Annotated in this window: 25 protein-coding genes and 2 tRNA genes; 13 read left to right on the top strand and 14 right to left on the bottom strand. The window is 32.2% G+C overall.

The window, feature by feature from the left end:
* Positions 1–22: 22 nt before the first annotated feature.
* The 4 genes from RG22_RS13495 to RG22_RS13480 form a co-directional block, all read right to left on the bottom strand.
* Entirely contained in the window at positions 23–814 is a 792-nt protein-coding gene (locus tag RG22_RS13495; RefSeq protein WP_034044183.1) for a sulfite exporter TauE/SafE family protein, read from the bottom strand.
* Positions 814–1,227, bottom strand: a complete 414-nt coding sequence (locus RG22_RS13490) for a DUF6691 family protein (protein WP_034044180.1) — start codon at positions 1,225–1,227, stop codon at positions 814–816. Before RG22_RS13490 ends, RG22_RS13495 begins: the two co-directional genes overlap by 1 nt.
* 2 nt (positions 1,228–1,229) lie before the next feature.
* A complete protein-coding gene (locus RG22_RS13485; RefSeq protein WP_034044176.1) occupies positions 1,230–1,784 on the bottom strand; it encodes a YeeE/YedE family protein in 555 nt (184 codons plus the stop codon).
* A gap of 248 nt (positions 1,785–2,032) precedes the next feature.
* Positions 2,033–2,662, bottom strand: a complete 630-nt coding sequence (locus RG22_RS13480) for a Crp/Fnr family transcriptional regulator (protein ID WP_034044173.1) — start codon at positions 2,660–2,662, stop codon at positions 2,033–2,035.
* An 82-nt stretch (positions 2,663–2,744) separates the two neighbouring features.
* Here RG22_RS13480 and RG22_RS13475 point away from each other — a divergent pair.
* Positions 2,745–2,818, top strand: a tRNA-Arg gene (locus RG22_RS13475).
* Positions 2,819–2,983: 165 nt separating this feature from the next.
* Positions 2,984–4,186, top strand: a complete 1,203-nt coding sequence (manA, locus tag RG22_RS13470; protein ID WP_034044171.1) for a mannose-6-phosphate isomerase, class I — start codon at positions 2,984–2,986, stop codon at positions 4,184–4,186.
* Between the two features lie 13 nt (positions 4,187–4,199).
* On the opposite strand, the gene RG22_RS13465 is transcribed toward manA, so the two are convergent.
* The 3 genes from RG22_RS13465 to RG22_RS13455 all read right to left on the bottom strand — a co-directional run bounded on the left by RG22_RS13465 (position 4,200) and on the right by RG22_RS13455 (position 7,488).
* Positions 4,200–4,352, bottom strand: a complete 153-nt coding sequence (locus RG22_RS13465; RefSeq protein ID WP_034044169.1) for a hypothetical protein — start codon at positions 4,350–4,352, stop codon at positions 4,200–4,202.
* A gap of 506 nt (positions 4,353–4,858) precedes the next feature.
* Entirely contained in the window at positions 4,859–7,126 is a 2,268-nt protein-coding gene (locus tag RG22_RS17340) for a M56 family metallopeptidase (RefSeq protein ID WP_052143746.1), read from the bottom strand.
* Positions 7,127–7,128: 2 nt separating this feature from the next.
* Positions 7,129–7,488 (bottom strand): BlaI/MecI/CopY family transcriptional regulator, encoded by a 360-nt coding sequence (locus RG22_RS13455; RefSeq protein WP_034044167.1) that lies wholly within the window; start codon positions 7,486–7,488, stop codon positions 7,129–7,131.
* Positions 7,489–7,763: 275 nt separating this feature from the next.
* On the opposite strand from RG22_RS13455, the gene RG22_RS13450 reads away from it, so the two are divergent.
* Positions 7,764–8,714, top strand: coding sequence for a calcium/sodium antiporter (locus RG22_RS13450; protein ID WP_034044166.1), 951 nt, complete (start codon positions 7,764–7,766; stop codon positions 8,712–8,714).
* Positions 8,715–8,825: 111 nt separating this feature from the next.
* Here RG22_RS13450 and RG22_RS13445 read toward each other — a convergent pair whose 3' ends face one another.
* Complete coding sequence (locus RG22_RS13445; protein ID WP_052143745.1) at positions 8,826–9,791, bottom strand: IS110 family RNA-guided transposase; 966 nt, start codon at positions 9,789–9,791, stop codon at positions 8,826–8,828.
* A gap of 259 nt (positions 9,792–10,050) precedes the next feature.
* Here RG22_RS13445 and RG22_RS13440 point away from each other — a divergent pair, with 259 nt between their 5' ends.
* Positions 10,051–10,611, top strand: a complete 561-nt coding sequence (locus RG22_RS13440; protein WP_034044165.1) for a Crp/Fnr family transcriptional regulator — start codon at positions 10,051–10,053, stop codon at positions 10,609–10,611.
* Positions 10,612–10,684: 73 nt separating this feature from the next.
* A complete protein-coding gene (locus RG22_RS13435; protein ID WP_156113388.1) occupies positions 10,685–11,179 on the top strand; it encodes a nuclear transport factor 2 family protein in 495 nt (164 codons plus the stop codon).
* Positions 11,180–11,592: 413 nt separating this feature from the next.
* On the opposite strand, the gene RG22_RS13430 is transcribed toward RG22_RS13435, so the two are convergent.
* Positions 11,593–12,603 carry a glutamine synthetase beta-grasp domain-containing protein gene (locus RG22_RS13430; protein ID WP_034044162.1) on the bottom strand — a complete coding sequence of 337 codons (1,011 nt, stop codon included), beginning with the start codon at positions 12,601–12,603 and terminating at the stop codon, positions 11,593–11,595.
* Between the two features lie 267 nt (positions 12,604–12,870).
* On the opposite strand from RG22_RS13430, the gene RG22_RS13425 reads away from it, so the two are divergent.
* The 3 genes from RG22_RS13425 (at position 12,871) to RG22_RS13415 (ending at position 16,291) form a co-directional block, all read left to right on the top strand.
* Positions 12,871–15,057 carry a glutamine synthetase III family protein gene (locus tag RG22_RS13425; protein WP_034044160.1) on the top strand — a complete coding sequence of 729 codons (2,187 nt, stop codon included), beginning with the start codon at positions 12,871–12,873 and terminating at the stop codon, positions 15,055–15,057.
* 146 nt (positions 15,058–15,203) lie between these two features.
* Positions 15,204–15,695 (top strand): metallophosphoesterase family protein, encoded by a 492-nt coding sequence (locus RG22_RS13420; RefSeq protein ID WP_034044157.1) that lies wholly within the window; start codon positions 15,204–15,206, stop codon positions 15,693–15,695.
* A gap of 167 nt (positions 15,696–15,862) precedes the next feature.
* Positions 15,863–16,291: an FKBP-type peptidyl-prolyl cis-trans isomerase gene (locus RG22_RS13415; RefSeq protein WP_034044154.1), complete on the top strand. Its 429-nt coding sequence runs from the start codon at positions 15,863–15,865 to the stop codon at positions 16,289–16,291.
* Positions 16,292–16,419: 128 nt separating this feature from the next.
* On the opposite strand, the gene RG22_RS13410 is transcribed toward RG22_RS13415, so the two are convergent.
* A complete protein-coding gene (locus RG22_RS13410; RefSeq protein ID WP_034044151.1) occupies positions 16,420–16,830 on the bottom strand; it encodes a DUF4293 domain-containing protein in 411 nt (136 codons plus the stop codon).
* A gap of 197 nt (positions 16,831–17,027) precedes the next feature.
* Between RG22_RS13410 and rho the strand changes: the two genes are divergently transcribed.
* Positions 17,028–18,668: a transcription termination factor Rho gene (gene rho / locus RG22_RS13405; RefSeq protein WP_034044149.1), complete on the top strand. Its 1,641-nt coding sequence runs from the start codon at positions 17,028–17,030 to the stop codon at positions 18,666–18,668.
* Between the two features lie 107 nt (positions 18,669–18,775).
* Here rho and RG22_RS13400 read toward each other — a convergent pair whose 3' ends face one another.
* The 4 genes from RG22_RS13400 to proS all read right to left on the bottom strand — a co-directional run bounded on the left by RG22_RS13400 (position 18,776) and on the right by proS (position 21,254).
* Positions 18,776–19,135, bottom strand: coding sequence for a hypothetical protein (locus tag RG22_RS13400; protein WP_034044146.1), 360 nt, complete (start codon positions 19,133–19,135; stop codon positions 18,776–18,778).
* A gap of 138 nt (positions 19,136–19,273) precedes the next feature.
* Positions 19,274–19,525: a 30S ribosomal protein S20 gene (gene rpsT, locus RG22_RS13395; protein WP_034044144.1), complete on the bottom strand. Its 252-nt coding sequence runs from the start codon at positions 19,523–19,525 to the stop codon at positions 19,274–19,276.
* A 29-nt stretch (positions 19,526–19,554) separates the two neighbouring features.
* Positions 19,555–19,626 (bottom strand) — tRNA-Glu (locus tag RG22_RS13390).
* Positions 19,627–19,775: 149 nt separating this feature from the next.
* Positions 19,776–21,254, bottom strand: coding sequence for a proline--tRNA ligase (proS, locus tag RG22_RS13385; RefSeq protein ID WP_034044142.1), 1,479 nt, complete (start codon positions 21,252–21,254; stop codon positions 19,776–19,778).
* 99 nt (positions 21,255–21,353) lie between these two features.
* Here proS and RG22_RS13380 point away from each other — a divergent pair, with 99 nt between their 5' ends.
* The 4 genes from RG22_RS13380 to cysS all read left to right on the top strand — a co-directional run bounded on the left by RG22_RS13380 (position 21,354) and on the right by cysS (position 26,330).
* A complete protein-coding gene (locus tag RG22_RS13380; RefSeq protein ID WP_034044139.1) occupies positions 21,354–22,409 on the top strand; it encodes a hypothetical protein in 1,056 nt (351 codons plus the stop codon).
* A gap of 31 nt (positions 22,410–22,440) precedes the next feature.
* Positions 22,441–23,958 carry an OmpP1/FadL family transporter gene (locus tag RG22_RS13375; RefSeq protein ID WP_034044137.1) on the top strand — a complete coding sequence of 506 codons (1,518 nt, stop codon included), beginning with the start codon at positions 22,441–22,443 and terminating at the stop codon, positions 23,956–23,958.
* Between the two features lie 180 nt (positions 23,959–24,138).
* The gene (gene folE / locus RG22_RS13370; protein ID WP_034044135.1) at positions 24,139–24,816 is read left to right on the top strand and encodes a GTP cyclohydrolase I FolE; all 678 of its coding nucleotides are present in this window, start codon (positions 24,139–24,141) and stop codon (positions 24,814–24,816) included.
* Positions 24,817–24,848: 32 nt separating this feature from the next.
* Positions 24,849–26,330: a cysteine--tRNA ligase gene (gene cysS / locus RG22_RS13365; protein ID WP_034044132.1), complete on the top strand. Its 1,482-nt coding sequence runs from the start codon at positions 24,849–24,851 to the stop codon at positions 26,328–26,330.
* Positions 26,331–26,525: the final 195 nt, after the last annotated feature.

Genomic DNA, 26,525 nt, shown 5'->3' with positions numbered 1-26,525 from the left:
TTGTGACTTTTGTCACATTCCTTTAATTGGTTTCTTTATATATTATATAAACTGCCATAATTAATGTAAAAAATCCGAAGCTTTTTTTAAGTTTTTTTCCACTTATAAATTTTGAAAGAAATACACCAATTATAATTCCAATAACAGAAATTAAAGTGAAAGTAAGTAGAAATATCCACTCAATTTCGAGGGTTTGTATATCACCAATAAAGCCTATTAACGAATTAATAGTAACGATAATTAATGAAGTTCCTACGGCTTTTTTCATAGGAATGTTTGCCCAAAGTACAAGTGCAGGTACGTATAGAAAACCGCCTCCAGCACCAATTAGTCCTGTAATAGTACCGATTATTAACCCTTGAATAAAGGTTTTGTAATACGCTTGTTTTTCTGTTATAACATCTGGTTCTTTTTTGTTTTTTATCATAGAAATGGAAGCCAAAAGCATGATAATGGCAAAAAATACCATGATACTCATTTCTTTTGTTAAAGAGAAATTACTTATGGTGAAAAGGGTGTCTGGAATGCCTGGAACTAAATATCTACGTGATAAATAAACGGCTATAAACGATGGAAAAGAAAATGCTAAACCTGTTTTAAAATCGACTAAGCCTTTTCTATGTTTTTGGTACGTACCAACCATAGATGTTGTGCCAACAACAAATAAGGAATATGCCGTAGCAATAATGGGGTTATAGCCTAACAAATAGACTAATAAAGGTACGGTAAGTATGGACCCCCCGCCTCCAATTAGCCCTAAAACTAAACCAACTATTAATGCGCCAATGTACCCTAAAAGCTGTGTTGTATCCATTAATGCGGTAGTTTGTCTTTTAGGACACCGTAAATAAATGTGCCTAATAAAGCAGCAGCTATTACAATAAGCATACTAAAAACACCAGTGCCTAACAATATATACATTGGTCCAGGGCATGCGCCAATAAGTGCCCAACCGAACCCAAAAATTGTGCCACCAACAATATATCTAATTAGTCCGTTGTCTTTTTTTGGAACAATAATATCTGTGCCTTTTATGCTTTTTATATATCCTTTTTTTGATATTTGTAAAAATAGAATACCTGTTGCAATTGCTGTTCCTATAATACCATACATATGAAAGGATTGAAAACGAAACATCTCATAAATACGATACCAAGAGACGGCTTCAGATTTAACTAGCACAATACCAAAGAAAATACCAACTAATAAAAATTTAAAAAACTTCATAACTAAAAAATTAAAGGTAAAAGAAGGTTAGTCATAATTAATCCGCCAATAAAAAAACCGATAACAGCAATTAGCGATGGTTTTTGTAAACTGCTTAAGCCTGTAATGGCGTGACCAGAAGTACAGCCACCGGCATATCTTGTGCCAAAACCAACAAGCAAACCACCAATAATTAATAATAGTATACTCTTTGATGTTAATGTTTCTAAACTGAATATTTCATTTGGTACTAATGTTGCGCCAGCATTTTTAAATCCCATTTGTTGTAATTCAGTAACTGTTTCTGGATTTAAGTTGGTAACCGCATTATTGGATAGGTATTGTGTTGCAATAAAACCGCCTATAATGGCACCAAAAACGACCATTAAATTCCAAACTTGATCTTTCCAATTAAACTTAAAAAAATCTGAAAATTTGTCTGCACCACCTATTGTGCATAAAGTTCTGAGGTTTGACGACATTCCAAAAGTTTTTCCGAAATAAAGTAGTGATGCCATAACAAAGGCAATTAAAGGGCCTGTAATATACCAAGGCCAAGGATTTAAAATGTATTCCATGGATTATGAATTAAAAAAACAAAGGTAAATTGATTTTTAGCTTTACTTTGTAATATATGTTACTTAATGGGTTATAACTGATTGTTATTAATACGGGGTTTGCGTTGTGGATTGAACGGTTCGACTGCGCTGACAGCAGGCTAAATGTTTGAAATCTTTTTGCTTTTTTTGCAAAAAGATTGAGTAGTGAAAGCCCGACCACTTGTACTGAGCGTAGTCGAAGTGTTGTGGTAACGCCCAAAAATATATTATAAAACTTCAATTTTATTTCTACTTAGCTTAATTTTTTTTTCATTTTCAAATTGTTTAAGCAATCGAGAAATTACTACACGAGAGGTGTGTAAATCTTCTGCAATATCTAGATGTTTTACAATAATGGTTTTTGAATTATCTAACTTCGTTTTATTAATTAAGTACTTGTATAAGCGCTCATCCATTTTCATGAAAGCAAGATTGTCGATAGTTTCAAGCATTTCGTTAAAGCGTGTTTGATAGCTTTCTAAAATAAAATTTCTCCAACTCTCGTTGTTGTGAAACCATTTTTGCATAACGCTAACGGGAATCATTACTAAGTTTGAATCTTTTTCGGCAACTGCGCGAACTTTACTTTTTGATGTTCCCATGCAGCAGGTAAGCGACATGGTACAAGTTTCTCCAGATTCTAAAAAATAAATAAGTAAGTCGTTCCCATCGTTATCTTCTCTTAAAATTTTAATGCTACCACTTAATAAAAGCGGAATGTGGTTTAATGTTTGATTAATATCTATAATAATATCTCGCTTTTTGAAGGTTTTAAAAACTCCAGATACATAGATTTCTTCAATAAGATTGTCATCTAAAAGATGATTAAATTTTTGTTTTAATAATTCCTTTGACATATTCAAAAGTAATGAATTACAAATTTGAAATAAATATTTGGTGCAGTTTTAATAAAAATACTATATTTGCACCCACAAAAAAGGCCTCGTGGCGCAACTGAATAGCGCACTTGATTACGGCTCAAGAGGTTACTGGTTTGAATCCAGTCGAGGTCACGAAATAAAAATGCAACATACTATAGAATGGTTTGTTGCATTTTTTGTTTTAATATACTTTTTTTTTTAAAAATCTACTAATTCGTATTAAGCTTTTCCTGTTTTATTTCGCTTTTGATATGTTTAGTTTTAAATTTGCATAGCACTAATCAATAACAAAAAAATATGTCGAAATTATTTGCTCTAAAAGGAAAAATTCAAAATTATGCTTGGGGTGGAACTAAATTTATTCCTAAGTTATTAGGAATTGAAAGCAATCACGATAAATGTGCAGAATATTGGTTAGGCGCTCACGTAAACGCACCTTCTGTAATTTCTACTGCGAGTGGTAGTCAAAACTTAGATAGTTATTTGGCTTCTCGTAGTGCAGAAAGTTTAGGAACAGAAGTTGCTAAAAACTTTAGACGATTACCTTTTTTATTTAAAGTGTTGGATGTAAATGATATGTTATCTATTCAAGTACATCCAACAAAAATAGAAGCTGAAAGAGGGTTTAAGCGAGAAAATGAATTAGGAATACCATTAACAGCATCTCATAGAAATTATAAAGACGATAACCACAAACCAGAAATTATGGTGGCACTTAGTGAGTTTTGGTTGCTACACGGGTTTTTATCTAAAGATAAATTAACCGAAAGATTAAATGAAACCCCAGAGTTTGTTAATTTATTACCAGTTTTTAAAACTGAAGGTTATTTAGGTTTGTACAAAAAAGTGATGGAGCAATCTACTGAAGAAACTAACCGCATGTTAACGCCATTATTAAACCGTATTACACCTTTGTATTCTGAGGGAAAACTAGATAAATCAAGTCCTGATTATTGGGCTGCAAAAGCGGTTGATACTGCAACAGATAAGAAAACTTTAGATAAAGGAATTTATTCTATTTATTTTTTCAACATCGTTAAAGCAAATAAAGGAGAGGCTGTTTTTCAGGACGCCGGAATTCCACATGCATATCTTGAAGGTCAAAACATGGAACTTATGGCAAATTCAGATAATGTTTTGCGAGGTGGATTAACACCAAAACACATTGATGTGCCTGAGTTATTAAAGCATGTTGCTTTTGAAGAAACCATACCTAATGTCATGCAAGGAAATTTGCAAAATGATGGTATTGAGAGGATTTACAAAACGCCAGCACCAGATTTTAAGTTGAGTAAAATAGATTTAAATAAATCAGACATTTATCAATCTAAAGCAAAAACAGCTCAAATTTTAATTGTTATTGATGGTGAAGCAGAAATTGTAGAAGGCGATAACGCGTTAGCCATTAGTAAAGGCGAATCGATTTTTTTAGAAGCAGATTGTAAATATAGTATATCTTCAAAGTCTAATGCAACTCTATATAAAGCGACTACACCTTAAAAGTTGTACTAATTTAATCTAAAGCATTTTTTGTTACATAAACCCGCCAACCAAAAATTACCATTTGCAGTTTAGTGGCTTTGGCTAAATCTAATCGTTTTTTAGTATAGCTTGGTAAGATTGTTTTATTAACCTTTGCTAAAAATTTGAATACTTGCTTTTTCATATTTAAAAACCTTCTTAGAAGGTAAAAATAGTAAAACTTATTCTAGACTAAGCTTTACCTTTTTTTGAATTTATATAATCGAGAATATAATGAAGATAATATCGATTATAAGTTTAGCAAGTGTGATCATAATTTTATGGTTTTAAAGGTTAGTAATTGGTTTAATATTATCAATGTTTTTTGAAGATATATATTTGGGAATATGTTTACCAAACGTTTTTAGCTAAATCTATGAAATTGAATGCTGATTTGTAATTAAAAAAACAGTTTTGATTTCAATATTAATGTGACTTTCTTTATTTAAGTTTTAATTTTAAAGCATTAATTGTGTTAATTGTTATAATATGTAATATTTGTAGGCGTTTTTTAGACTGATTTTTTTAAACCAAGGGAGGTTTTGTTTAAAAAATGAAGGAATTTAGCTGTTTCGTCTTTTTTTTTTAAATTTTAGCACAAAAAAAAGACACTCAGAAAAGAGTGTCTTTTAACATTATATTTTAGTAGATTTAGTTTTTCTTTTTGGTAGTAATTTCAACAACGCCTTCTTTTGCTTTTTTACCATATTTTTCAATGGCAGAATCACCTTTAAGTATACTTATACTTTCAATATTCTCTGGGTCAATATTTTCAAACTTATTTTTTTTAATTTTCTTGCCATCTAAAACATATAAAGGTGTTTTGTCATCATCAGTAGAAATATAAATTTTACTGTTGCCATTAGTTTTTATTTTAGTTGAATTAAGAGGTTTTCCTATTTTAATTTTTGAGGTTGTATTGTTTTTACTTTTGATAATAATAACACCATGTTTTGCTTTATCGCCATGCAATGCGATGGCTATATCGTCTTTAAGTACAGTAATAGATTCTATTTCATTTGTATTAACAGCATGCATTTTTTCTTCAGTGATTTCTATATCATCTAAAATGTAAAGTGGGGTTTTGCTGTCTTTTGTTTTTAATGAATTACTATATGCTATTATGTTTGATGTGGGATAACCTATTGTTGTTTTCCAAGGTGTAGTTTTAATTGAATCTATTGCGTTTGTTCCAACAGTTATTTTCCAAGGACTTTTATTTATTGAGTCTGAATGAATTCCAAAAGCATACGCTGTATTGTTATTTTTGTTGAATATTATACTATCAGAAGAAACTATTTTATTACCTTCTTTAAATTTAACATCGCCACATCCAATAACTTGCACATTTTGCATTGGCTTTCCAACTATAAATTTTGTTTCCCACTCAGTACCAAAGCCAAAACCTTCATTGTTTTGTTTGTATGAAAATGATTTGATGGGATTTTTGCCATTTAAATCAAAGTTCCCTGATCCTTTTTTATTTTTAAACTCTGCATGAATTGCAATAATTTCGTTTTTAGAGTTTCGTTTTATTTTACTAAATTTTAAAGTTACTCCATGGTTTTTTCCTTCTTTAATAACCCTGTTGAAATCCGATTCAGTTAAATCTTTGGTAATGGTTGCTTTGAAAGGTTTTATTTGCTGAGGGGCTTTATTAGGTTTTGAAACGTTTGGCTTTGGTTCAGTTTTATTTTCTGATTTAATGTTATTTAAGTTAAGGTTTTTTAATAGCAGCGTCTTTTTTTCATTAGCGTTTAAAACTGTTCTAGCTATTGCTACACCTTTTTTATTTTCTCCAACTTCAATATTTGGTATGGGTTTGTTTTTATTGAACCATGTAGTGCCAGCACTTCCTTTAGCGTTTTTTACATTTATAGTTAATTTGATTATCTCATTATTACTATTTCTTATAATATCACTAAAAGCTATTGTAATTTGGTTTAACTCTAATTGTGATTTTAATTGGTTTAAATCGTCGTCAGTAAAGTTTTTCGCAATTATTTTAGTTTTGAAATTTGAATTATAAATTTTCGCATTTTCAGATTTATTATCCTCTAAAATCTTTGAGATATAAACCTCCTCAGTATTAAACCCCATTAAAAACAGAGCGAGAAAAGGTAAAACCAAAGCATATTTTAAAAGATTAATTTTTTTCGATTTTGATTTGTGTAACATAACGATTCGTTTTTTGATTAATGAATTATAAAAATTATTGGTTAATGCTATATGCTGATTAGGCACACTTGTTTTTAATAATAAATGCTGATAACTTATTTTACAGCTTGTAGAATTTTGCGTTTTATAATCTGCGATAAACTCTAAATTTTGTTGTAAATCTTTTTTGTAAAACCATGTTACAGGGTTAAACCAAAACACAATAGCTGCTAATTGTGAAATGATGATATCTATAGAGTGATATTGTTTTACATGTACTTTTTCGTGAGTAATAATATGTTTTAACTCTTCATTATTAAACTGACTTGGGTTGTACGCAATCCATCTAAAAAACGAAAAAGGAGGTGTTTCGTTTTGAGTTTCAATAAATGTAAATCCGTTTTGTTTGTGCTTTTTGTTTTTTAAAATAAGCAATGCTAACGAGCCCAATTGTATCAAAAACCAAATTGAAAACACAATAACTCCAATTATATATACAATAAAAGCATATTGCCATAAATTAAAAGGCTCTTCATCAACTTCAACTAAAGCAGAAGCATCATTAATTACAAAATTTTCAATAGGCATTGGTGTATATTCAATGTAAATAGGAATAACCACAAAAGGCAACGTAAAAGCAGTAATTAGTCCTATTAACAAAAACCAACGGTTAGACTGAAAAAACGTATCACGCTGTAAAAACAATTTATAACACACGTAAAAAATAGCAATAACAGCACTGGCTTTAAGTAAATATTCCATGGTTATTTTTGTTTCTCAATTAATGCAATAATCTCCTTAAGCTCGTCCACGCTTATTTTTTCTTCTTTCGCAAAAAACGATACCATATTTTTATACGAGTTGTTAAAGTAATTATCAATAGCCACAGTCATAAACCGTTTTTTATAATCCTCTTTAGTAACAATAGGGTAGTATTGGTGCGTCTTTCCGTAGGCATTGTAAGCTACAAAACCTTTATATTCCAAATTTCTTATAATAGTCGACAGAGTGTTGTAATGCGGTTTATCGTTTGTAATTTCTGCAAGAACATCCTTTACAAAAGCCTTTTCAAGCTTCCATAAAATATGCATAATTTCTTCTTCTTTGTTTGTTAGCTTTTGCATTAGTATCAGTTTTTTTTAAGTTTAATTATTTGGGCGTTACCACAACACTTCGACTACGCTCAGTGCAAGTGGTCGGGCTTTCACTACTCGCTTCCTCCTGCGTCGTCGAGCTCAAACATGCCGTTCAATCCCTAACGCAACACAAACATATAACTATATTTGTAGTTATACAACTAAAATAATAGTTGTTTAACTAAATTTTAAGTTTTTTAAAAAAAATTTCACTTTTCGTTTTTCACTTTTCACTTTCATTTATCTTCGCATAAAAAATAATTATGAGCATACTTTTGGTTGTCCTTGGTTTTTTACTGTTAGTAATAGGAGGTGAGTTTTTAGTACGATCGTCTGTAGCCTTATCATTTAAGTTTAGTATATCTAAAATGGTAATAGGGATGACGGTGGTTTCCTTTGCAACCTCTGCACCAGAATTATTGGTGAGTTTGCAAGCTGCGCTTTCTGGTTCGCCAGCAATAGCCATTAATAATGTTGTGGGTTCTAATATTGCTAATATTGGTTTAGTGTTAGGTATTACGGCTATGGTTGGTGCTATTTCGGTCGATAAATCGTTTTACAAACTTAACTGGCCGGTAATGATGTTGTTTTCTGTAGTTTTGTACTATTTCCTTAAAAATGATAGTTTACTAACAGCTATCGAAGGTGCAATTCTGTTTACAGGGCTTATCGTGTTTTTATTTATATTAATAAGAAGTACTAAAAAAGATACTACCGTAGAAGAAGTAGATGACAGTTTAGCTGTAGTATCAAATTTTAAAATTTTTATATGGTTGGTTATTGGTGCTACAGCTTTATATTTAGGTAGTGAATGGCTAGTTGATGGTGCAAAAGAAATAGCTATGGCTGTTGGGGTTAGCGAAGCGGTTATAGGGGTCTCTTTAATAGCTATAGGTACAAGTGTCCCAGAATTGGCAGCATCGGTTATTGCAGCAGCAAAGCAAGAAAAAGCCATTTCTTTAGGGAATTTAATAGGCTCTAATATATTTAATATTGCATCTGTTTTGGGATTGACTGCAATGATAAAACCCATCCCAGTAACTGAAACTCAAATATTATCTAGCGATGTTTTTTGGATGCTTGGGTTTTCGGCCATTTTAATACCGCTAATTTTTATACCAAAACGTATGCAAATAAGCAGAATAAAAGGATTCCTTTTAGTATTTGCTTACGGTATATTTATGTTTTTAGTGTTTACTAAAAACAAGTTTTAATTTGTAATACATTCCTTTTTTCTGTAACTAATTGGTAATATAATGTATACTTGACTTTGTGATAAAAAAAACGATAACTTAAGAAGAACTGAGTTAAAAAACAAGTCTTTTTTAAACTAATTTTGAAACAAAGTTTTCGTCATAAGGTAATCTTGATTTTGCAATAGCAAATGCCTGTTTTAACAATTTATTTGCTACTGCTATTAATGCTAACTTTTTACTTTTACCTTTCAAAACCAATCTATCAAAAATTGCTTTACATGCTTTATTGTACCTGCATGCTGAAAACGCTGATAAAAAAAGTAATCGCCTAAGTTTTCTATTACCAACTTTACTTATTCTACTTTTTCCCCTCAAACTACTTCCTGATTGCCGTATCGTTGGTGTAATCCCAGCATAACTACAAAGTTGAGAAGCCGTTTCAAATTTTTCAAAGCCATTAGTAGTAACCACTAAAAACAAAGCTGTTTTAAGGCCTATACCTGGTATGGTTTGAAGTAGAGTTAATTGCTCTTGCTGTTCTTGTTTTACCAACTCTAAAAGCCTGTTTTCTATAATCAAGATCTCTTTTTGTAAATGCTTCAGAGTTCGGTTAAGTGAATTATAAACAGCCTTTGATGGAATGCCCAAGACTTTTTCACCGTGCAATTTATTCTTGGTTACCGTACTCTGCTTTATATAAACATCCAATAACTGATACAACTGAAGGCATTCACTTTGCAACTCGGTTAAAGCTCTGTACAAAGGAACTTCATTTACTGTTGCATAATCAAAAATAAATTTAGCATCACTCTTATCCGTTTTTACTTTTGCCAGTTTCATTTGGATAAATCGCTTTACAGATAATGGATTAACTACTGACACTAAAACCTTGTTATTGTGCAAGTATTGGGCTAGTCTATAATGATAACAACCTGTAGCTTCCATAACCACTAATGCGTCTTTGGGCAACGATTTTAATAGGGCCTTAAATCCCTTTTCTTCATTTTTAAAATCAAGATGTCCTGCCGTATCGTTATACAGATCAAAAACACCTTTACTAATGTCAATACCATAAATTTTTCTATCTTTATTCATAAGAACTGAATTTTTGGAAAGAACATGGCTACTTTCATTTCAACAACTTGAAATCGAAATCTAGGTCTCACAGAACTGAACGAATTTTGAGTAGTAAAAGAGAAGGGATTATCAAAGTTAGCGAGATCTAAGTCTCTTCGTTTAACTTAACCTTATTCTTCTCTTTTGTTCTTTCTGATTAATAATTAAATTTATTAAAAGTAAACTTAAGTCGTTTAACACTAAAACGTCAAGTCGTTGACAATAATTAAATATCCAATTGAAAAAATACTTATCATCGTTTTATAATATCAGCACTGAGATTCTAGAAAAATACATTTCTCATTGGTCAGAATATTCAGTTCCAAGGAAATCAATTATTACTGAATGTGGTAGAACTGAACGCTATCTATATTTTGTAAAAGATGGAATTCAAAAGTCATACTACTTAAATGAAGGAAAACAACACGTTATGTTTTTTGCCTATGCGCCTTCATTTAGCGGTATAGTAGAATCTTTTTTTACACAAACACCTTCCAAATACTATCTTGAAACGATTACGGACAGCACATTCTTACGAATACCTTACTCTAAACATGCTCAGTTAATAAAAGAGCATAGAGAACTTGAAACCCTATTTAGAATCATCACAGAACAGTTTTTAATAGGCATTATAGAAAGACATCACCAATTAATGGCTTTCAACACCCAAACACGTTTTAAAAAATTTGTAAAAAGAAGCCCGCATTTGACAAATATGGTTTCACAGAAAGATATTGCTTCATATTTACGAATCGATCCTACAAACTATAGTAAATTAATAAATACAGTTAAAATTTAGGAAATCTTGGTTTTTACCAAGAATATACTCTTTAATCTGTTGCAATTTTGTCTCATCATATAATTAAAATGAAATGATGAAATTAATAAAACACGTATTTATTATTGGATTGACTATATTTTCAATTCAAAGTAATGCTCAACAAATTAAAAGTACTACTATGACAAACAAAGAGATTGCAACCAAGTTTTTAAATGGATTTAATAACCCAGAACAGATTAAAGAGTCTTTTGATTTATTGGCAGATGATTATAAGTTTAAGAACCCAATGGTTGAACTTAATTCTAAAGAAGAATTTATTGTATTATCTAAACAAATTGGTGCTGTAATTATAGGAATAGAGATTATTAATATTGCCGAGAATGGAAATTGGGTAGCTGTCTTCTATAATTTTAAATCATTTGTGAAAGGTCTAGAATCAAATACAGGAACTGAATGGTTTAGGATTGAAGATGAGCTTATAAAAGAATCAAATTTGATATACGATACTACAGAATGGAGAAATTTTTATGCACAAATGAAAAAAATAAAGACTATTGCCAACAAGGCATCCTATGAAAAGCACTAGCGATTTGGGTTTAATTCGAACCGCTTTTTTGTATTTATTTGAGTTTTTTTACCAAAAAGCAGGTGTATTTAACCCGCTATTGCTTTCATGCTAAGTATTAAATAAACCTCTCCAAAAACAAGAAGTAACGTTCAATTTAAAAAAATAGGCTGGTAAATAGGTGTGTTAGGGGTTGCAGTGGCATCCTTTTTTTGAATGGGGAAATGTACTTTTTTGAAAACTAAAATTTAATGGATAAGCCACGTCGTTTTTCCTAGCTATGACGAAAAAAGATATAGCCCTTCAACTCCGATCAGGATAAACTCCTAGTACTAACCTTTTTTGGTGGTAATGCCCAAATATTTTATTATATAAAAAACGCCAACAAATTAATGTTAGCGTTTTTTATGAACAAAAATGTTAATCTAAAATAATTATATTTTAGCAGATTTAACAGTTTTAATGATTCTTCCAGCAATTTTATACGGATCTCCGTTTGATGCAGGACGTCTATCTTCTAACCAGCCTTTCCAGCCTTTTTCGACAGTAATAATAGGAATACGAATTGATGCACCTCTATCTGAAACACCATAAGAGAAATCAGATACGTGAGCAGTCTCATGTAAACCAGTTAAACGTTCGTCATTAAACTCACCGTAAACTTCTATGTGTTCTTCTGTTACAGGTCTAAATGCTTCGCATATTTTTTCATAAGTTTCTTTAGAACCACAAGTTCTTAAAGTGGTGTTAGAGAAGTTGGCGTGCATACCAGAACCGTTCCAATCACCTTTTACTGGTTTAGGGTGGTATTCAATATAGTAATTATATTTTTCAGTTAATCTGTCTAATAAGTAACGTGCAACCCAAATTTCGTCTCCAGCTTTTTTAGCGCCTTTAGCAAATAATTGAAATTCCCATTGTCCTGGAGCAACTTCTTGGTTAATTCCTTCAAAGTTTAATCCAGCTTCAATACATAAATCAGCATGCTCTTCAACAAAATCTCTACCCCAAGTATATCGTCCACCTACAGAACAATAATATTTACCTTGAGGCCCAGGGAATCCACCACGTGGGAAACCTAGAGGTAAATCGGTTTTAGCATCCATTAAAAAATACTCTTGCTCAAAACCAAACCAGAAATCATCATTATCATCATCAATTGCAGCTCTAGCATTAGATGGGTGTGGTGTTCCATCTGCGCTTAAAACTTCAGACATAACTAAAAATCCGTTTTTTCTTGTAGGATCTGGGTAAATAGCTACAGGTTTTAGTAAACAATCAGAAGCGCCTCCAGATGCTTGCTCAGTCGAACTACCGTCAAAAGACCAAATTGCACAATCTTCTAATTTACCACTAAAATCTTCTTCAACTTTAGTTTTACTTCTCATGTTTTGAGTTGGTTCATGACCATCTAGCCATATATACTCTAATTTTGATTTTGCCATAATGAATAGTTTATAAATACAATACTAAATAATTTAGACAAATATAAAATTTTATAGAATACGGTGTGTTTTATAGGGGTGTTTTAATTAACATGTATATTATTTTTATTTAACCCCTATTTTTTACGGGTTTATTTTGTGTTATGAGTATAATTTCATCATAAAACTGAAAAATTGTTAATAATATTTTTTTTGTTTCATGCTTTTATTGCTTTTGGTGCTTATTTTTGCGTCAAAAGTTTGTTGTAACATCTAAAATTATACAAAATGTCAACTTTAAGATTTCATGCTATTAAAAAATCACTTTCATCTAAGCCTATTCCTTTAGAAGAAAAAGAGCGTCGCTCTGATTTATTTGGTAAGAACGTTTTTAACGAAAATACCATGCGTCAGTATTTAACAAAAGACGCATTTGTTGGGGTTATGAATGCGGTTCAGTATGGTAAAAAAATTGATAGAGCCATAGCAGATCAAGTATCTTCTTCAATGAAAGATTGGGCGTTATCTAAGGGGGTTACACATTATACGCATTGGTTTCAGCCACTAACTGGAGCAACTGCAGAAAAACACGACGCTTTTTTTGAAACTATTGGTAACGGTATGGCTATCGAAAAATTTGGAGGTAGCCAATTAGTGCAGCAAGAACCAGATGCGTCAAGTTTTCCAAATGGTGGAATCCGAAATACCTTTGAGGCTCGTGGTTATACCGCTTGGGATCCAACCTCGCCAGCATTTATATATGGTACAACACTTTGTATCCCTACTATTTTTGTGGCGTATACAGGTGAGGCTTTAGATTATAAAACACCATTATTACGAGCATTGCATGCTGTTGATGAAGCTGCAACTGCGGTTTGTAAATATTTTGATAAAAACGTAAAAAAGGTAACATCTTCTTTAGGATGGGAACAAGAGTACTTTTTAATTGATAAAACATTAGCAGCAAGTCGTCCAGATATTACTTTGACTGGCAGAACATTATTAGGGCATTCATCGGCAAAAGGGCAGCAATTAGACGATCATTATTTTGGTTCAATTCCTAGTAGAGCCCTAAATTTCATGCGTGAGTTAGAAACAGAATGTATGCTTTTAGGAATTCCAGTAAAAACAAGGCATAACGAAGTGGCTCCAAATCAGTTTGAATTAGCACCTATTTATGAAGAAGCTAATTTGGCAGTCGACCATAATTCTTTATTAATGGATATTATGAATCGCATAGCTTCTCGTCATGATTTTAAAGTCCTATTCCATGAAAAACCCTTTGCAGGTATAAATGGTTCTGGCAAACATAACAATTGGTCATTATCAACAGATACTGGTGTTAATTTACTGGCTCCAGGAAAAACACCAATGAGTAATTTACAGTTTTTAACCTTTTTTATTAATACCATAAAAGCTGTCAATGAGCATGAAGCGCTTTTAAGAGCAACCATAGCGTCGGCTAGTAACGACCATAGATTAGGAGCTAACGAAGCACCGCCTGCAATTATTTCTGTTTTTATTGGCGAACAGTTAACTAAGGTTTTAGAAGAGTTAGAAGGTGTTACCAAAGGCAAGTTATCGCCTCAAGAAAAGACTGAATTGAAACTAAACGTGGTTGGCAAAATTCCTGATGTTTTGTTGGATAATACAGATAGAAATAGAACATCACCGTTTGCATTTACTGGAAATAAATTTGAGTTTAGAGCTGTGGGCTCAACAGCTAATTGTGGAAACCCAATGACAGTTTTAAATACTATAGTAGCCAAACAATTAAAAGACTTTAAAGTAGAAGTTGATAAATTAATAGATAAAAAAGACCTAAAGAAAGACGAAGCTGTCTTTAATGTTTTAAGAGAGTATATTAAATCTTCTAAGCGTATTTTATTTGAAGGTAATGGTTATGGTGAAGCTTGGGAAAAAGAAGCAAAGAAAAGAGGATTAAGTAATAATAAAACCACACCAGAGGCATTAAAATCTAGAGTATCTAAAGAGACTATTGCATTATTTGAAGACATGAATGTAATGAGTAAAATTGAAACCGAAGCACGTTACGAGATTGAAATTGAAGCATACATTATGCATATTCAAATAGAAGGTCGTGTTTTAGGAGATATAGCGCGTAATCATATTGTTCCAACTGCTGTTAAATATCAGAATACTTTAATTGAAAATGTTAAAGGTTTAAAAGAGATTTTCGATAAAAAATTTAAAGAAGTTTCTAAAGAGCAAATCAATTTAATTGAAGATATATCAAGTCATATAGAAGGTATAAACGCCAATGTTACCAAAATGATTAATGAAAGAAAACAAGCCAATGCCATTGAAGATGCAGAGAAAAAAGCGCACGCCTATTGTTTTAATGTAAAACCACTGTTTGAAGATATTCGTTATCATTGCGATAAATTAGAATTACTTATAGACGATGAGATTTGGCCATTAACAAAGTACAGAGAATTGTTGTTTACAAGATAGCGTCTCTTTTTGGGTGTTACCCCGAAAAGGGTCGAGCCGTCGGTAAACTAAGTTAGCGATTTTTTTCTGACAAAGTCAATAAAAATTCATCTTCAAATGAAAACAATTAGTTAAAATTTTACCAATAAATATTACAGCAACAATAAATGACAAAAATATTACTCCTTTCTGATACACATAGCTATATTGACAGCGACATTTTAAAGTATGTAAGACAAGTAGATGAAGTATGGCATGCAGGTGATATTGGCGATTTAAAAGTAACCGATGCTATAAAAAAACAAAAACCTTTACGTGGTGTTTATGGTAATATTGACGATGCCAAAACACGATTAGAGTTTCCTGAAAACAACCGCTTTATGTGCGAAGATGTTGATGTTTGGATAACCCATATTGGCGGTTACCCAAAAGCTTATAATGTTAGGGTACGAGATGAAATAAGACTGAATCCGCCTAAGCTTTTTATAAGTGGGCATTCGCATATTTTAAAAGTAATACCTGATAAAAAATTAAATTTATTACACATGAATCCTGGTGCTGTCGGTAAACATGGTTTTCATAAAGTAAGAACCATGCTTAGGTTTACTATTGATGGTAGTAAAATTGATAATTTAGAAGTTATAGAATTTCCATTATAAAAAGCATTATCATAAAAACCTTTCATTTATAAGTCCTTTTAACTAAGCTCGCATTTTTACAAGCATGTTTAAATTAATTTTTTCCTAAACCTCAGCATTTATCAGTTAATATGTTGGCAGTCATTTCATAAATTGTAGTTTTGCACCAATTAAAAAAAGTAAACATTATGAGTCAAGTAAAAGAAAATGATACTGTAAAAGTGCATTACACAGGTAAATTAAACAATGGTCAAATTTTTGACAGTTCGCTAGAAAGAGAGCCTTTAGAGATTACTTTAGGGAAAGGGATGCTAATTCCTGGTTTTGAAAAAGGTATTATTGCTATGGAATTAAACGAGAAAAAAACAATCAATATTCCTGCAGCTGAAGCGTATGGCGATATACAAAAGGAGATGTTTCACGAAGTGAAAAAAGACCAATTACCACAGGAAATTACTCCTGAAGTTGGTATGGGATTAGCTTCAAAGAATCCTGATGGTTCTGAGGTACAATTTCGTGTAGCCGAAGTTAATGACGATTATATTGTTGTTGATGCTAATCATCCGTTAGCAGGGCAAGATTTAATATTCGATCTAGAACTTGTTGAAATAAAATAGCAATCCTTTTAAGTAAAAATTATAAAGCCTAGATATAAGTCTAGGCTTTTTTATGCAATAATTAGGATTAAAAAACCCAAAGTTTTCACTTTGGGTTTTAACGCACTAATACTACTAAGATGTTAGGTTTATCGTAATCGATCTACAGATTTTACGAGATCTTCATCCTTCTTGATGGCCTTATTGGCTAATGCCAAAAACACGATAGAAACAATAGGGAGAAACATCCCAATACCTTTCTCAGAAACCGCCGTTTCTCCAGATATGTTTAGAGATTGATATACAAAAAATCCTAGTAAAAAAAAGTTTAATATGATGTTCAGGCGTCCCAACATAAATTGAGACTTCCTGGTTTTGTATCTAAATATTGATATAATTGATAAAAATGCTGATACTAAAAATGTTGCTAGCAGATATACATTATCGTAAGCAAACAACTTTATATCATCAGATGTTACCCATAATTCGAACACATAAATTAACCCAGCAGATACTCCTGCTGCGATTAAAAGATATATAGTTTGTATACGTTGTAACATAAGCCCTTTAAAAACTAGACCGCAAAAATAATAGTTTCTTTTATAAAATTAGTGCTAAAAATTAAAATAAAGTTGTATAATTGCAGTAATGATTCCCAACAACCACTATTGCAGGTTGTTAATTCTTCAAATTAAAGAAATCATTTTCAGAATTATATCAAAAATTATACTCAACATACTTATTCAATTAAACATCAATGTTTGAAATTTCACAATTAAAAGAAAAAAAACTCACTGATTTACAGGAGATTGCAAAAAAATTAAACGTCCCAAAATACCGTTCGTTAAAAAAATTAGATTTAGTTTATCAAATACTCGATCAACAAGCTGCCGACCCAAAAGCTGTAACTGCAGTAATAGAACCTAAACAGGAATCTGAGGTATCAACAGAAAAAAAGCCAGAATCTAGGAAACCTAGACAGCGCGTACAAAAACCTGTTAAAAATACACCTACTAAACAGGAAGAAAAGCCTCAAAAAGAGAGCAAAACTCCTGAAGTAAAGCCAGCAGAGGGTACTCAAGAAAAGAAAGAGGAAAGAAAACCAATTCACAAACCTAATCCTAGACCTTCAAACGATAACCAAAAGGATAATCAGCAAAAACCTCATCAAAAAAGAGATAATAATCAGCCGCATAAAAATCAACACAAAAATCAAAAAAACGGTAATATAGATAAAGGTAATAAAGATAGCAGAAATCGATATCGCGAACCAGATTTTGAATTTGATGCTATTATTGAAAGTGAAGGTGTTTTAGATATTATGCAAGATGGGTATGGATTTTTACGCTCATCAGACTATAATTATTTATCATCTCCAGACGATATTTATGTATCGCAATCGCAAATACGCTTATTTGGTTTAAAAACTGGAGATACCGTTTTAGGACATGTACGACCGCCAAAAGAAGGCGAAAAATATTTCCCTTTAATTAAGGTTAGTAAAATTAATGGACAGAGTCCAAATGTGGTTAGAGATCGCGTATCTTTCGAGCATTTAACACCTTTATTTCCACAGGAAAAATTCAATTTAGCCGAAAAACAAAGTACCATTTCAACACGAATTATGGATTTGTTTGCACCTATTGGTAAAGGGCAACGTGGAATGATTGTGTCGCAACCAAAAACAGGTAAAACCATGTTACTAAAGGACGTTGCCAATGCCATTGCAGCGAATCATCCTGAAGTTTATCAAATGATTTTACTGATTGATGAGCGTCCTGAAGAGGTAACCGATATGCAACGTAATGTTCGTGGTGAAGTTATTGCTTCAACCTTTGATAAAGAAGCACACGAGCATGTAAAAATTGCAAATATTGTTTTAGAAAAAGCAAAACGTTTGGTAGAATGCGGACACGATGTAGTGATTCTTTTAGATTCCATCACACGTTTAGCAAGAGCTTATAATACCGTACAACCAGCTTCTGGAAAAATTCTTTCTGGTGGTGTAGATGCTAATGCATTACACAAGCCAAAACGCTTTTTTGGGGCTGCCCGTAATATTGAAAACGGTGGGTCGCTAACTATTATAGCTACGGCGCTTACAGAAACAGGTTCTAAAATGGATGAAGTTATATTCGAAGAATTTAAAGGAACTGGTAATATGGAGTTACAATTAGATAGAAAAATTTCTAACCGTAGAATTTTCCCTGCTATCGATCTTACTTCATCTAGCACGCGTAGGGATGATATTTTATTAGATGAAAACACCATTCAACGTATGTGGGTAATGCGTAAATACCTTGCTGATATGAATCCTGTTGAAGCTATGGAATTTATTAACGAACGTTTTAAACAAACAAGAAACAATGAAGAGTTTTTAATTTCTATGAATGGATAATTAAGAAATTCTTATAAATAAAAAAAAAGCGGTCATCTAAAAATATTTTTAGATGACCGCTTTTTTTAGATTATTTCAAAAAAAATATGCTATCCCATATTTGTCCATTATGCCATTAAAAGATTTCTATATTCTTTTAAGTCAGCAATATTTGCTTTATTATTAAGGTTTCTTATAAGTAAAATTAAATACTTCAAGCTTTCCTCAGGAGAATTATCATCAGTTGTTTTAATAACTTCATCTTCTACCAAAGGCTCTTCATCTAGAATAGGGATAAGAAATGAGTTGTTTGCTTGAACATGCTCATAAGTTAGCCGAAGAACCTTTACTACTAAAGGAATTTGCTCTTCTAAAGCATATTCTCTTAATTCTTTGATATCGTCTATTAAAGTATCTGTGTTAATACCAGTTTTATCAAGATTTTCAAGAATCTTATCTATTAATTTAATTGCTTTTTTATTTTCCAAGAGATTAAAATTATATGGTTAATTGACTAGTAATAAGTGCAAATTTATTATCTTTAAATTACTTTTGCTATATAAGCACGATAAAAAAAGCCTCTCATTTCTGAGAAGCTTTCAAATATTATAAAACTTTAATTCTAATTAAAGTGCAGCAACGTGTTTTGCTAAACCAGATTTAAGGTTAGCTGCTTTATTAGCATGTATTATATTTTTCTTTGCCAACCTATCTAACATAGACACAACTGAAGGAAACATAGTTTCAGCTTCTTTCTTATCTGTTAACTCACGTAATTTCTTAATTGCATTACGAGTTGTTTTATGCTGATACTTGTTAACTAAACGTTTAGATTCGTTACTTCTAATTCTTTTTAATGCTGACTTATGATTTGCCATTTTGTTTTTTTTCTATTATTAAAATATTGTAGCCCGTAGGGGAATCGAACCCCTCTTACCAGGATGAAAACCTGGCGTCCTAGCCGATAGACGAACGGGCCATTTGTTTTTAAGTGCGCAAATATAAATAGTAAAACTTAAACTTGCAATACCTTTCAAATAACTCACAACGTTTCCATTGCGGATGCAAAAATACAACTATTTTTAAATGTTGCAAGCACTATATAATTTTTTTTCAAAAAAAATTATATTAGTACGCTTTTGCGAACAATACTCTACGTTTAGAAGGATTTCCACTATATACACAAACTCCATTTTCTTCCTTGGTTTCCAAAGGAATACATCTAATAGTGGCTTTTGTTAGTTCTTTAATTTTATCTTCTGTTTCCACAGTTCCATCCCAATGCGCTGAAATAAAACCTGTTTTAGTTTCTAAAACGGCTTTAAACTCATCAAAAGCATCAACTTCAGTAATATGATTATTCCTAAAATCTAAAGCTTTATTAAATAATGTTTCTTGAATTTCGGTCATTAATCCTTCAACGGTTTCTATTAAATTACTTAATTCAACAGTTTCCTTTGTTAAAGTATCTCTTCTTGCTAATTCAACCGTTCCGTTTTCTAAATCTCTTGCACCAATAGCTAGTCGTAAAGGGACACCTTGTAATTCGTGCTGCGCAAATTTAGCTCCAGGTCTGTGAGTAGTTCTATTATCAAATTTTACTGTAATCCCTTTTTCTCGTAAATCACTCATAATACTATTTACCACATTGGTAATGGCATCTAATTGCTCATCATTTTTATAAATAGGAACAATAACCACTTGATTTGGTGCTAAACTAGGAGGTAACACTAACCCGTTATCATCGCTGTGTGTCATTATTAATGCGCCCATTAACCTAGTTGAAACACCCCAAGACGTTGCCCAAACATAATCTTGTTTTCCTTCTTTATTAGCGAACTTAACATCAAAAGCTTTGGCAAAATTCTGACCTAAAAAATGCGATGTTCCTGCTTGTAACGCCTTTCCGTCTTGCATTAAAGCCTCAATACAAAAGGTTTCCTCAGCACCCGCAAAACGCTCACTTTCGGTTTTTAAACCTTGAATAACTGGAATTGCCATAAAATTCTCAACAAAAGTGGCATATACATTATTCATTAGTTTAGCTTCAGCCATAGCTTCTGCTTTAGTTTCATGTGCTGTATGTCCTTCTTGCCATAAAAACTCTGCGGTACGCAAAAATAATCGTGTACGCATTTCCCAACGCACCACATTTGCCCATTGATTAATTAGTAATGGCAAATCTCTATACGATTGAATCCAACCTCGATAAGTATTCCAAATAATAGCTTCAGAAGTTGGTCTAACAATCAACTCTTCTTCTAATTTTGCCTCAGGATCTACACGCAATTTCCCTGGTCTATCTGGGTCATTTTGTAGTCTATAATGTGTAACAATGGCACATTCTTTTGCAAAACCTTCAGCATTTTTCTCTTCGGCTTCAAACAAACTTTTAGGTACAAATAGCGGGAAATAAGCATTTTGATGCCCTGTTTCCTTAAACATTTTATCTAATTCTGCTTGCATTTTTTCCCAAATAGCATAACCGTAAGGCTTAATTACCATACAACCTCTAACTGCCGAATTCTCCGCTAAATCAGCCTTAACAACCAATTCATTATACCATTTTGAGTAATCCTCTGCTCTACTCGTCAATTTTTTGCTCATATTATTGTTTTGGCACAAATATTGTGACTATGTTAAATATAAAAATAGTTCAGCAAAACTAACTATTTTTGTTATGTTCAACAATAAAATTCTGGAGATATGCAATTTAATAACTACTTAAAAAGAAAAATGCCATTTTTAGCAATACTAGGTTTGCTAATTGGTTTATCGTCATGTGGTTCTTATCAATACGTAGGAGTTGACAATGATGGTATTTATAGTCCCTCAGAAAAGCCTGTACAACAAGAAGAAACTGTTGTAGCTGTTAATAATAATTCACAAAACGACTATTACCAAAACTATTTTAAAACGAAGTCTTTAGAATATGAAAAGATGGCTGATGATGTTATATTTACAGATATTGATTCTTATGTTGGAAATGGTTACGTTGAAAATGATTCTATTAACGACAATTACCAAGGTTATGCTGGTTGGGGTCAAGATAACAATCAAGTTACCATAAATTATATAGATAACGGATGGAACAACTGGGGTTGGAATTCAGGATTAAGCTGGGGTTGGAATGGATGGAACCGTTGGGGTTGGAATAATTGGGGGTATTATGATTCTTTTTGGTGTCCTCCTTTTTATGCTGGTGGTTATTATGGTGGTTACTACAATAGTTGGGCATACAACCCTTATAGATATAGATACGGTTATAGGTATTATGGTTCTCCTTACAGAAACAACAGGTATTACGGAAATAGTCGTTATTATAGCAGAGGTATTGCTTATAATGCTAGCAGACGTAACAGTTATACAACTCGCTCAAATAGTTTAAACTCTAATAATTCAAGGTATTATTCTTCTAGAAGAGGGAGCTCTACATCAACTATAAACAGAAATAACTCGACAAGTTCTCGTGTTGGCACTAATGTAGTTAGACGACGTTCTACAACAGCATCTCCATCTACAAATTCATCCGTAAGATCGTCTACTCCTGCAGTACGAAGAAACAGAACAGCCACAAGATCTTCATCAAATAACAGTTATAATTCTGGAACTAGCAGAAGAAGTTCAAATTCTTCAGCCACAAGATCATCCTCTAGCAGCAGAAGCTCAGGTACATCAACTAGGTCTTCTTCAAGCAGTAGTAGAAGTTCTAGTGGAAGCAGCAGAAGTTCAGGTGGTTCTTCAAGAGGTAGACGCGGATAAAATCTAAAAAAAAAGAAAAAAGTTAATATATATGAAAAAGTTAAATTTACTATTCATAGGCATCCTATCTATGTCTACAATATACGCTCAAGATATAACAGATGCTTTACGTTATTCACAAGACAACATTCAAGGAACAGCTCGTTTTAGAGCCTTAAGTGGTGCTTTTGGTGCGCTTGGTGGCGACATGAGTGCGGTGAGTTTAAACCCAGCAGGATCAGCGGTTTTTAGTAGTAGTCATGCCTCTTTTACATTGTCTACTTTAGAAACCACAAATGATACGCAATACTTTAATGGCTCTGGAAGTACTAATGATTCTAATTTTGACATCAATCAAGGTGGCGCAGCATTTGTTTTTGCAAGTAGAGATAATTCTCCTTGGAGAAAATTTACTATAGGTATTGCTTACGAAAAGACTAACGATTTTGATAACAATTGGTTTGCTTTCGGAACAAACACCAACAATCAATCTATAGACCTTTATTTTTTAAATTATGCAGATGGCTTAAGGTTAGATGAAATTTCAGCTTTAGATGGTGAATCTCTTACTGATGCTTACGCAGGTATAGGTAACGCCTACGGTTTTGCAAATCAACAAGCCTTTTTAGGGTTTGAATCCTTTATTTTAGAACCAGATGATATAAACAATGATGCAAACACAACATATTCTTCAAATTTAGCAAATGGTGATTTTAATCATGATTACACTTACGCATCAACTGGTTATAATGGAAAAATAACCTTTAATATGGCAGCTCAATATGAAGATAATCTTTATTTAGGGTTAAACTTAAATTCGCATTTTATAGATTATCAACGTTCAACATTATTATTTGAAGACAACGCCAATGCAGGATCTATTATAAACGATATTGAATTTGAAAATACATTATCTACAACAGGAAACGGATTCTCTTTTCAGTTAGGTGGTATTTTAAAATTAAGTCCAGAATTTAGAGTTGGGTTAACTTACGATTCTCCAACATGGTACACTATTGAAGAGGAAACCACTCAATATATAGCAACCGAAAGAGATGATGCTGGAACTAATGCAACTCAAGTAATAAATCCACAAATAGTAAATATTTACCCACAATACAAACTACAAACCCCAGCTAAAGTTACAGGTAGTTTAGCATACGTTTTTGGAACCCAAGGCTTAATTAGTTTCGATTATTCTCGTAAAGATTATAGCAGTACAAAATTTAAACCTGAGAATGATTACACTAACGTAAACAACAACATTAGCAATATGCTTACAGATGCTTCAACATATAGATTGGGTGGCGAGTACAAGCACAAGCAATTTAGTTTTAGAGGCGGTTATCGTTTTGAAGAAAGCCCATATAAAAATGGTATAACAGTAGGCGATTTAACAGGATATTCTTTTGGCGTTGGTTATAACTTCGGAAACACAAAATTAGATGTGACTTACGATCAATCAAACAGAACAAATGAAACACCACTTTACAATGTTGGATTAACAGATGCAGCTTTAATTGATAGAACAAATTCTAACCTAACATTGTCGCTAAGTTTCAATATTTAAAAAACTTAAAATCGATATTTTTAAAAAGCTTGAATACAACATATTCAAGCTTTTTCTTTTAAATGTAATTAAGCCTTCAAAAAATAGACCAATACACCACAATTAATTGTTTGTTAATACAAAACATAACAAAAGCGTTTTGTTTATCTTTGCAGACTTAAAATAAGATTTTTTTGACTGATGAAAATTGAAAATAACATAGAAGAATTTGAGTCTTTAGGAGACGACCATATTGGAACTTCATCAAATACGCCATTACGTAATGATGCTTTTAAGCTTTCTAACGAAGAAAAAATAGACATCATTAAGGACGATGTACGTCATATTATGGAAACTTTAGGCTTAGATTTAAGCGACGATAGTTTAAACGGTACACCAAATCGAGTAGCAAAAATGTTTGTGAAAGAAATTTTTGGTGGCTTAGATCCGAAGAAAAAACCAAGAGCATCTACTTTCGAAAACAAATACAAATACGGCGAAATGCTCGTTGAAAAAAACATTACAGTATATTCAACCTGCGAGCATCATTTATTGCCAATTGTAGGTAAAGCACATATTGCTTACATTTCAAACGGAACGGTAGTTGGCTTATCTAAAATGAATCGTATCGTCGATTATTTTGCAAAACGCCCGCAAGTTCAAGAACGCTTAACCATTCAAGTTGTAAAAGAATTACAAGCCGTTTTAAACACCAAAGATGTGGCGTGTGTTATAGATGCAAAACATTTATGCGTAAATTCTAGAGGCATAAGAGATATAGAAAGCAGCACAGTAACTTCAGAATTTGGAGGTAAATTCAAAGAAGAAGCAACACGTAGAGAATTTTTAGATTACATAAAATTAGACACGAAATTTTAAATATAAGTTCGTTTAAAATCAAACCAACCAAAATGCAGTTATATCAAAATCAACAGATAAAACTATATAATACACTTACAGGTAAAAAAGAAACTTTCAAACCCATTAACAACGGTTACGTTGGCATGTATGTTTGCGGCCCAACAGTTTACAGCAACGTGCATTTGGGCAACGTGAGGACTTTTATGTCTTTTGATATGGTTTTCCGTTACTTAAAGCATTTGGGCTATAAAGTACGCTATGTACGCAATATTACAGATGCTGGTCATTTAGAAAATGATGCCGATATTGGTGAAGATAAAATCACTAAAAAAGCACGTTTAGAACAAATTGAACCTATGGAGGTTGTACAGCGTTATACTGTAGATTTTCATAATGTGCTTAGCATATTCAATTTTTTACCACCAAGTATTGAGCCTACTGCAACGGGTCATATTATTGAACAAATCGAGCTGATTGAAACAATTATAGACAACGGATTTGCTTATGAAATAAACGGATCTGTGTATTTTGATGTACACAAATACAACGAAACTAACGATTACGGTATTTTAAGCAAACGCAAACTTGAAGATTTAATTCACAATACACGCGAGTTAGACGGACAAAGTGATAAAAAGAATCCTCAAGATTTTGCCCTTTGGAAAAAAGCCGAACCGCAACACATTATGCGTTGGCCTTCGCCTTGGAGCGATGGTTTCCCTGGTTGGCATTTAGAGTGTACAGCAATGAGTACTAAATATTTAGGCGAACAATTTGATATTCATGGTGGTGGTATGGATTTAAAATTTCCGCATCACGAATGTGAAATTGCTCAAAATGAAGCAGCAAAAGGAAAATCTCCAGTTAATTATTGGATGCACGCCAATATGCTGGAAATGAACGGACAACGCATGTCTAAATCTACAGGAAACACTATAAATCCTGATGAGTTACTTTCTGGAAATAACAGCATTTTTAGTAAAGCTTATGCACCAAGTGTCATTCGTTTTTTTAACGCTCAATCGTCTTACAGAAGTGTTTTAGATTTAACCGATGCGGGCTTATCAGCAAGCGAAAAAGGATTTTATAGATTGATGGATGCTGTAAATTTATTAGATGATTTAAAAGCTTCAGAAACCTCATCACTTGATATTAACGCATGGAAACAGAACTGTTACGATGCGATGAACGACGATTTTAATTCGCCAATTTTAATTGCACATTTATTTGAAGCCGCTAAATATATCAATCAAATAAAAGAAGGTACTGAAACTTTAAATGCTGAAGATTTATCAGTTTTGAAAGATACTATTAATACTTTTGTTTTTGATGTTTTAGGTTTAGAAAACATAAGCAAAAACGAAGCAGGAACCGATAAACTTTCTGGCGCCGTTGATGTGTTAATTAAATTAAGACAAGAAGCCAGAGCAAATAAGGATTTTGCTTTGTCTGATAAAATTAGAGACGAATTAGCAGCGGTTGGTATTCAACTTAAAGATGGTAAAGACGGCACGACGTTTACGACTAATTAATATATTTTGTATCGTCATTCTGAACTTGTTTCAGAATCACATAAAGTGAATAATAAATCTAATGGGAATCTGAAACAAGTTCAGGTTGACGCTTCACTATTTGACTCCATAAACATTGAGCTAAATCGAAATGTGATGCGAAATCCATTTTATAAAAATTAAGTTTCAATTAAAAAGATTCCTGCTTTCGTAGGA

Source organism: Wocania ichthyoenteri Th78 (assembly GCF_000789235.1).
GTDB classification, from domain to species: Bacteria; Bacteroidota; Bacteroidia; order Flavobacteriales; family Flavobacteriaceae; genus Wocania_A; species Wocania_A ichthyoenteri.
This window is presented reverse-complemented; position numbering and strand designations above follow the sequence as displayed.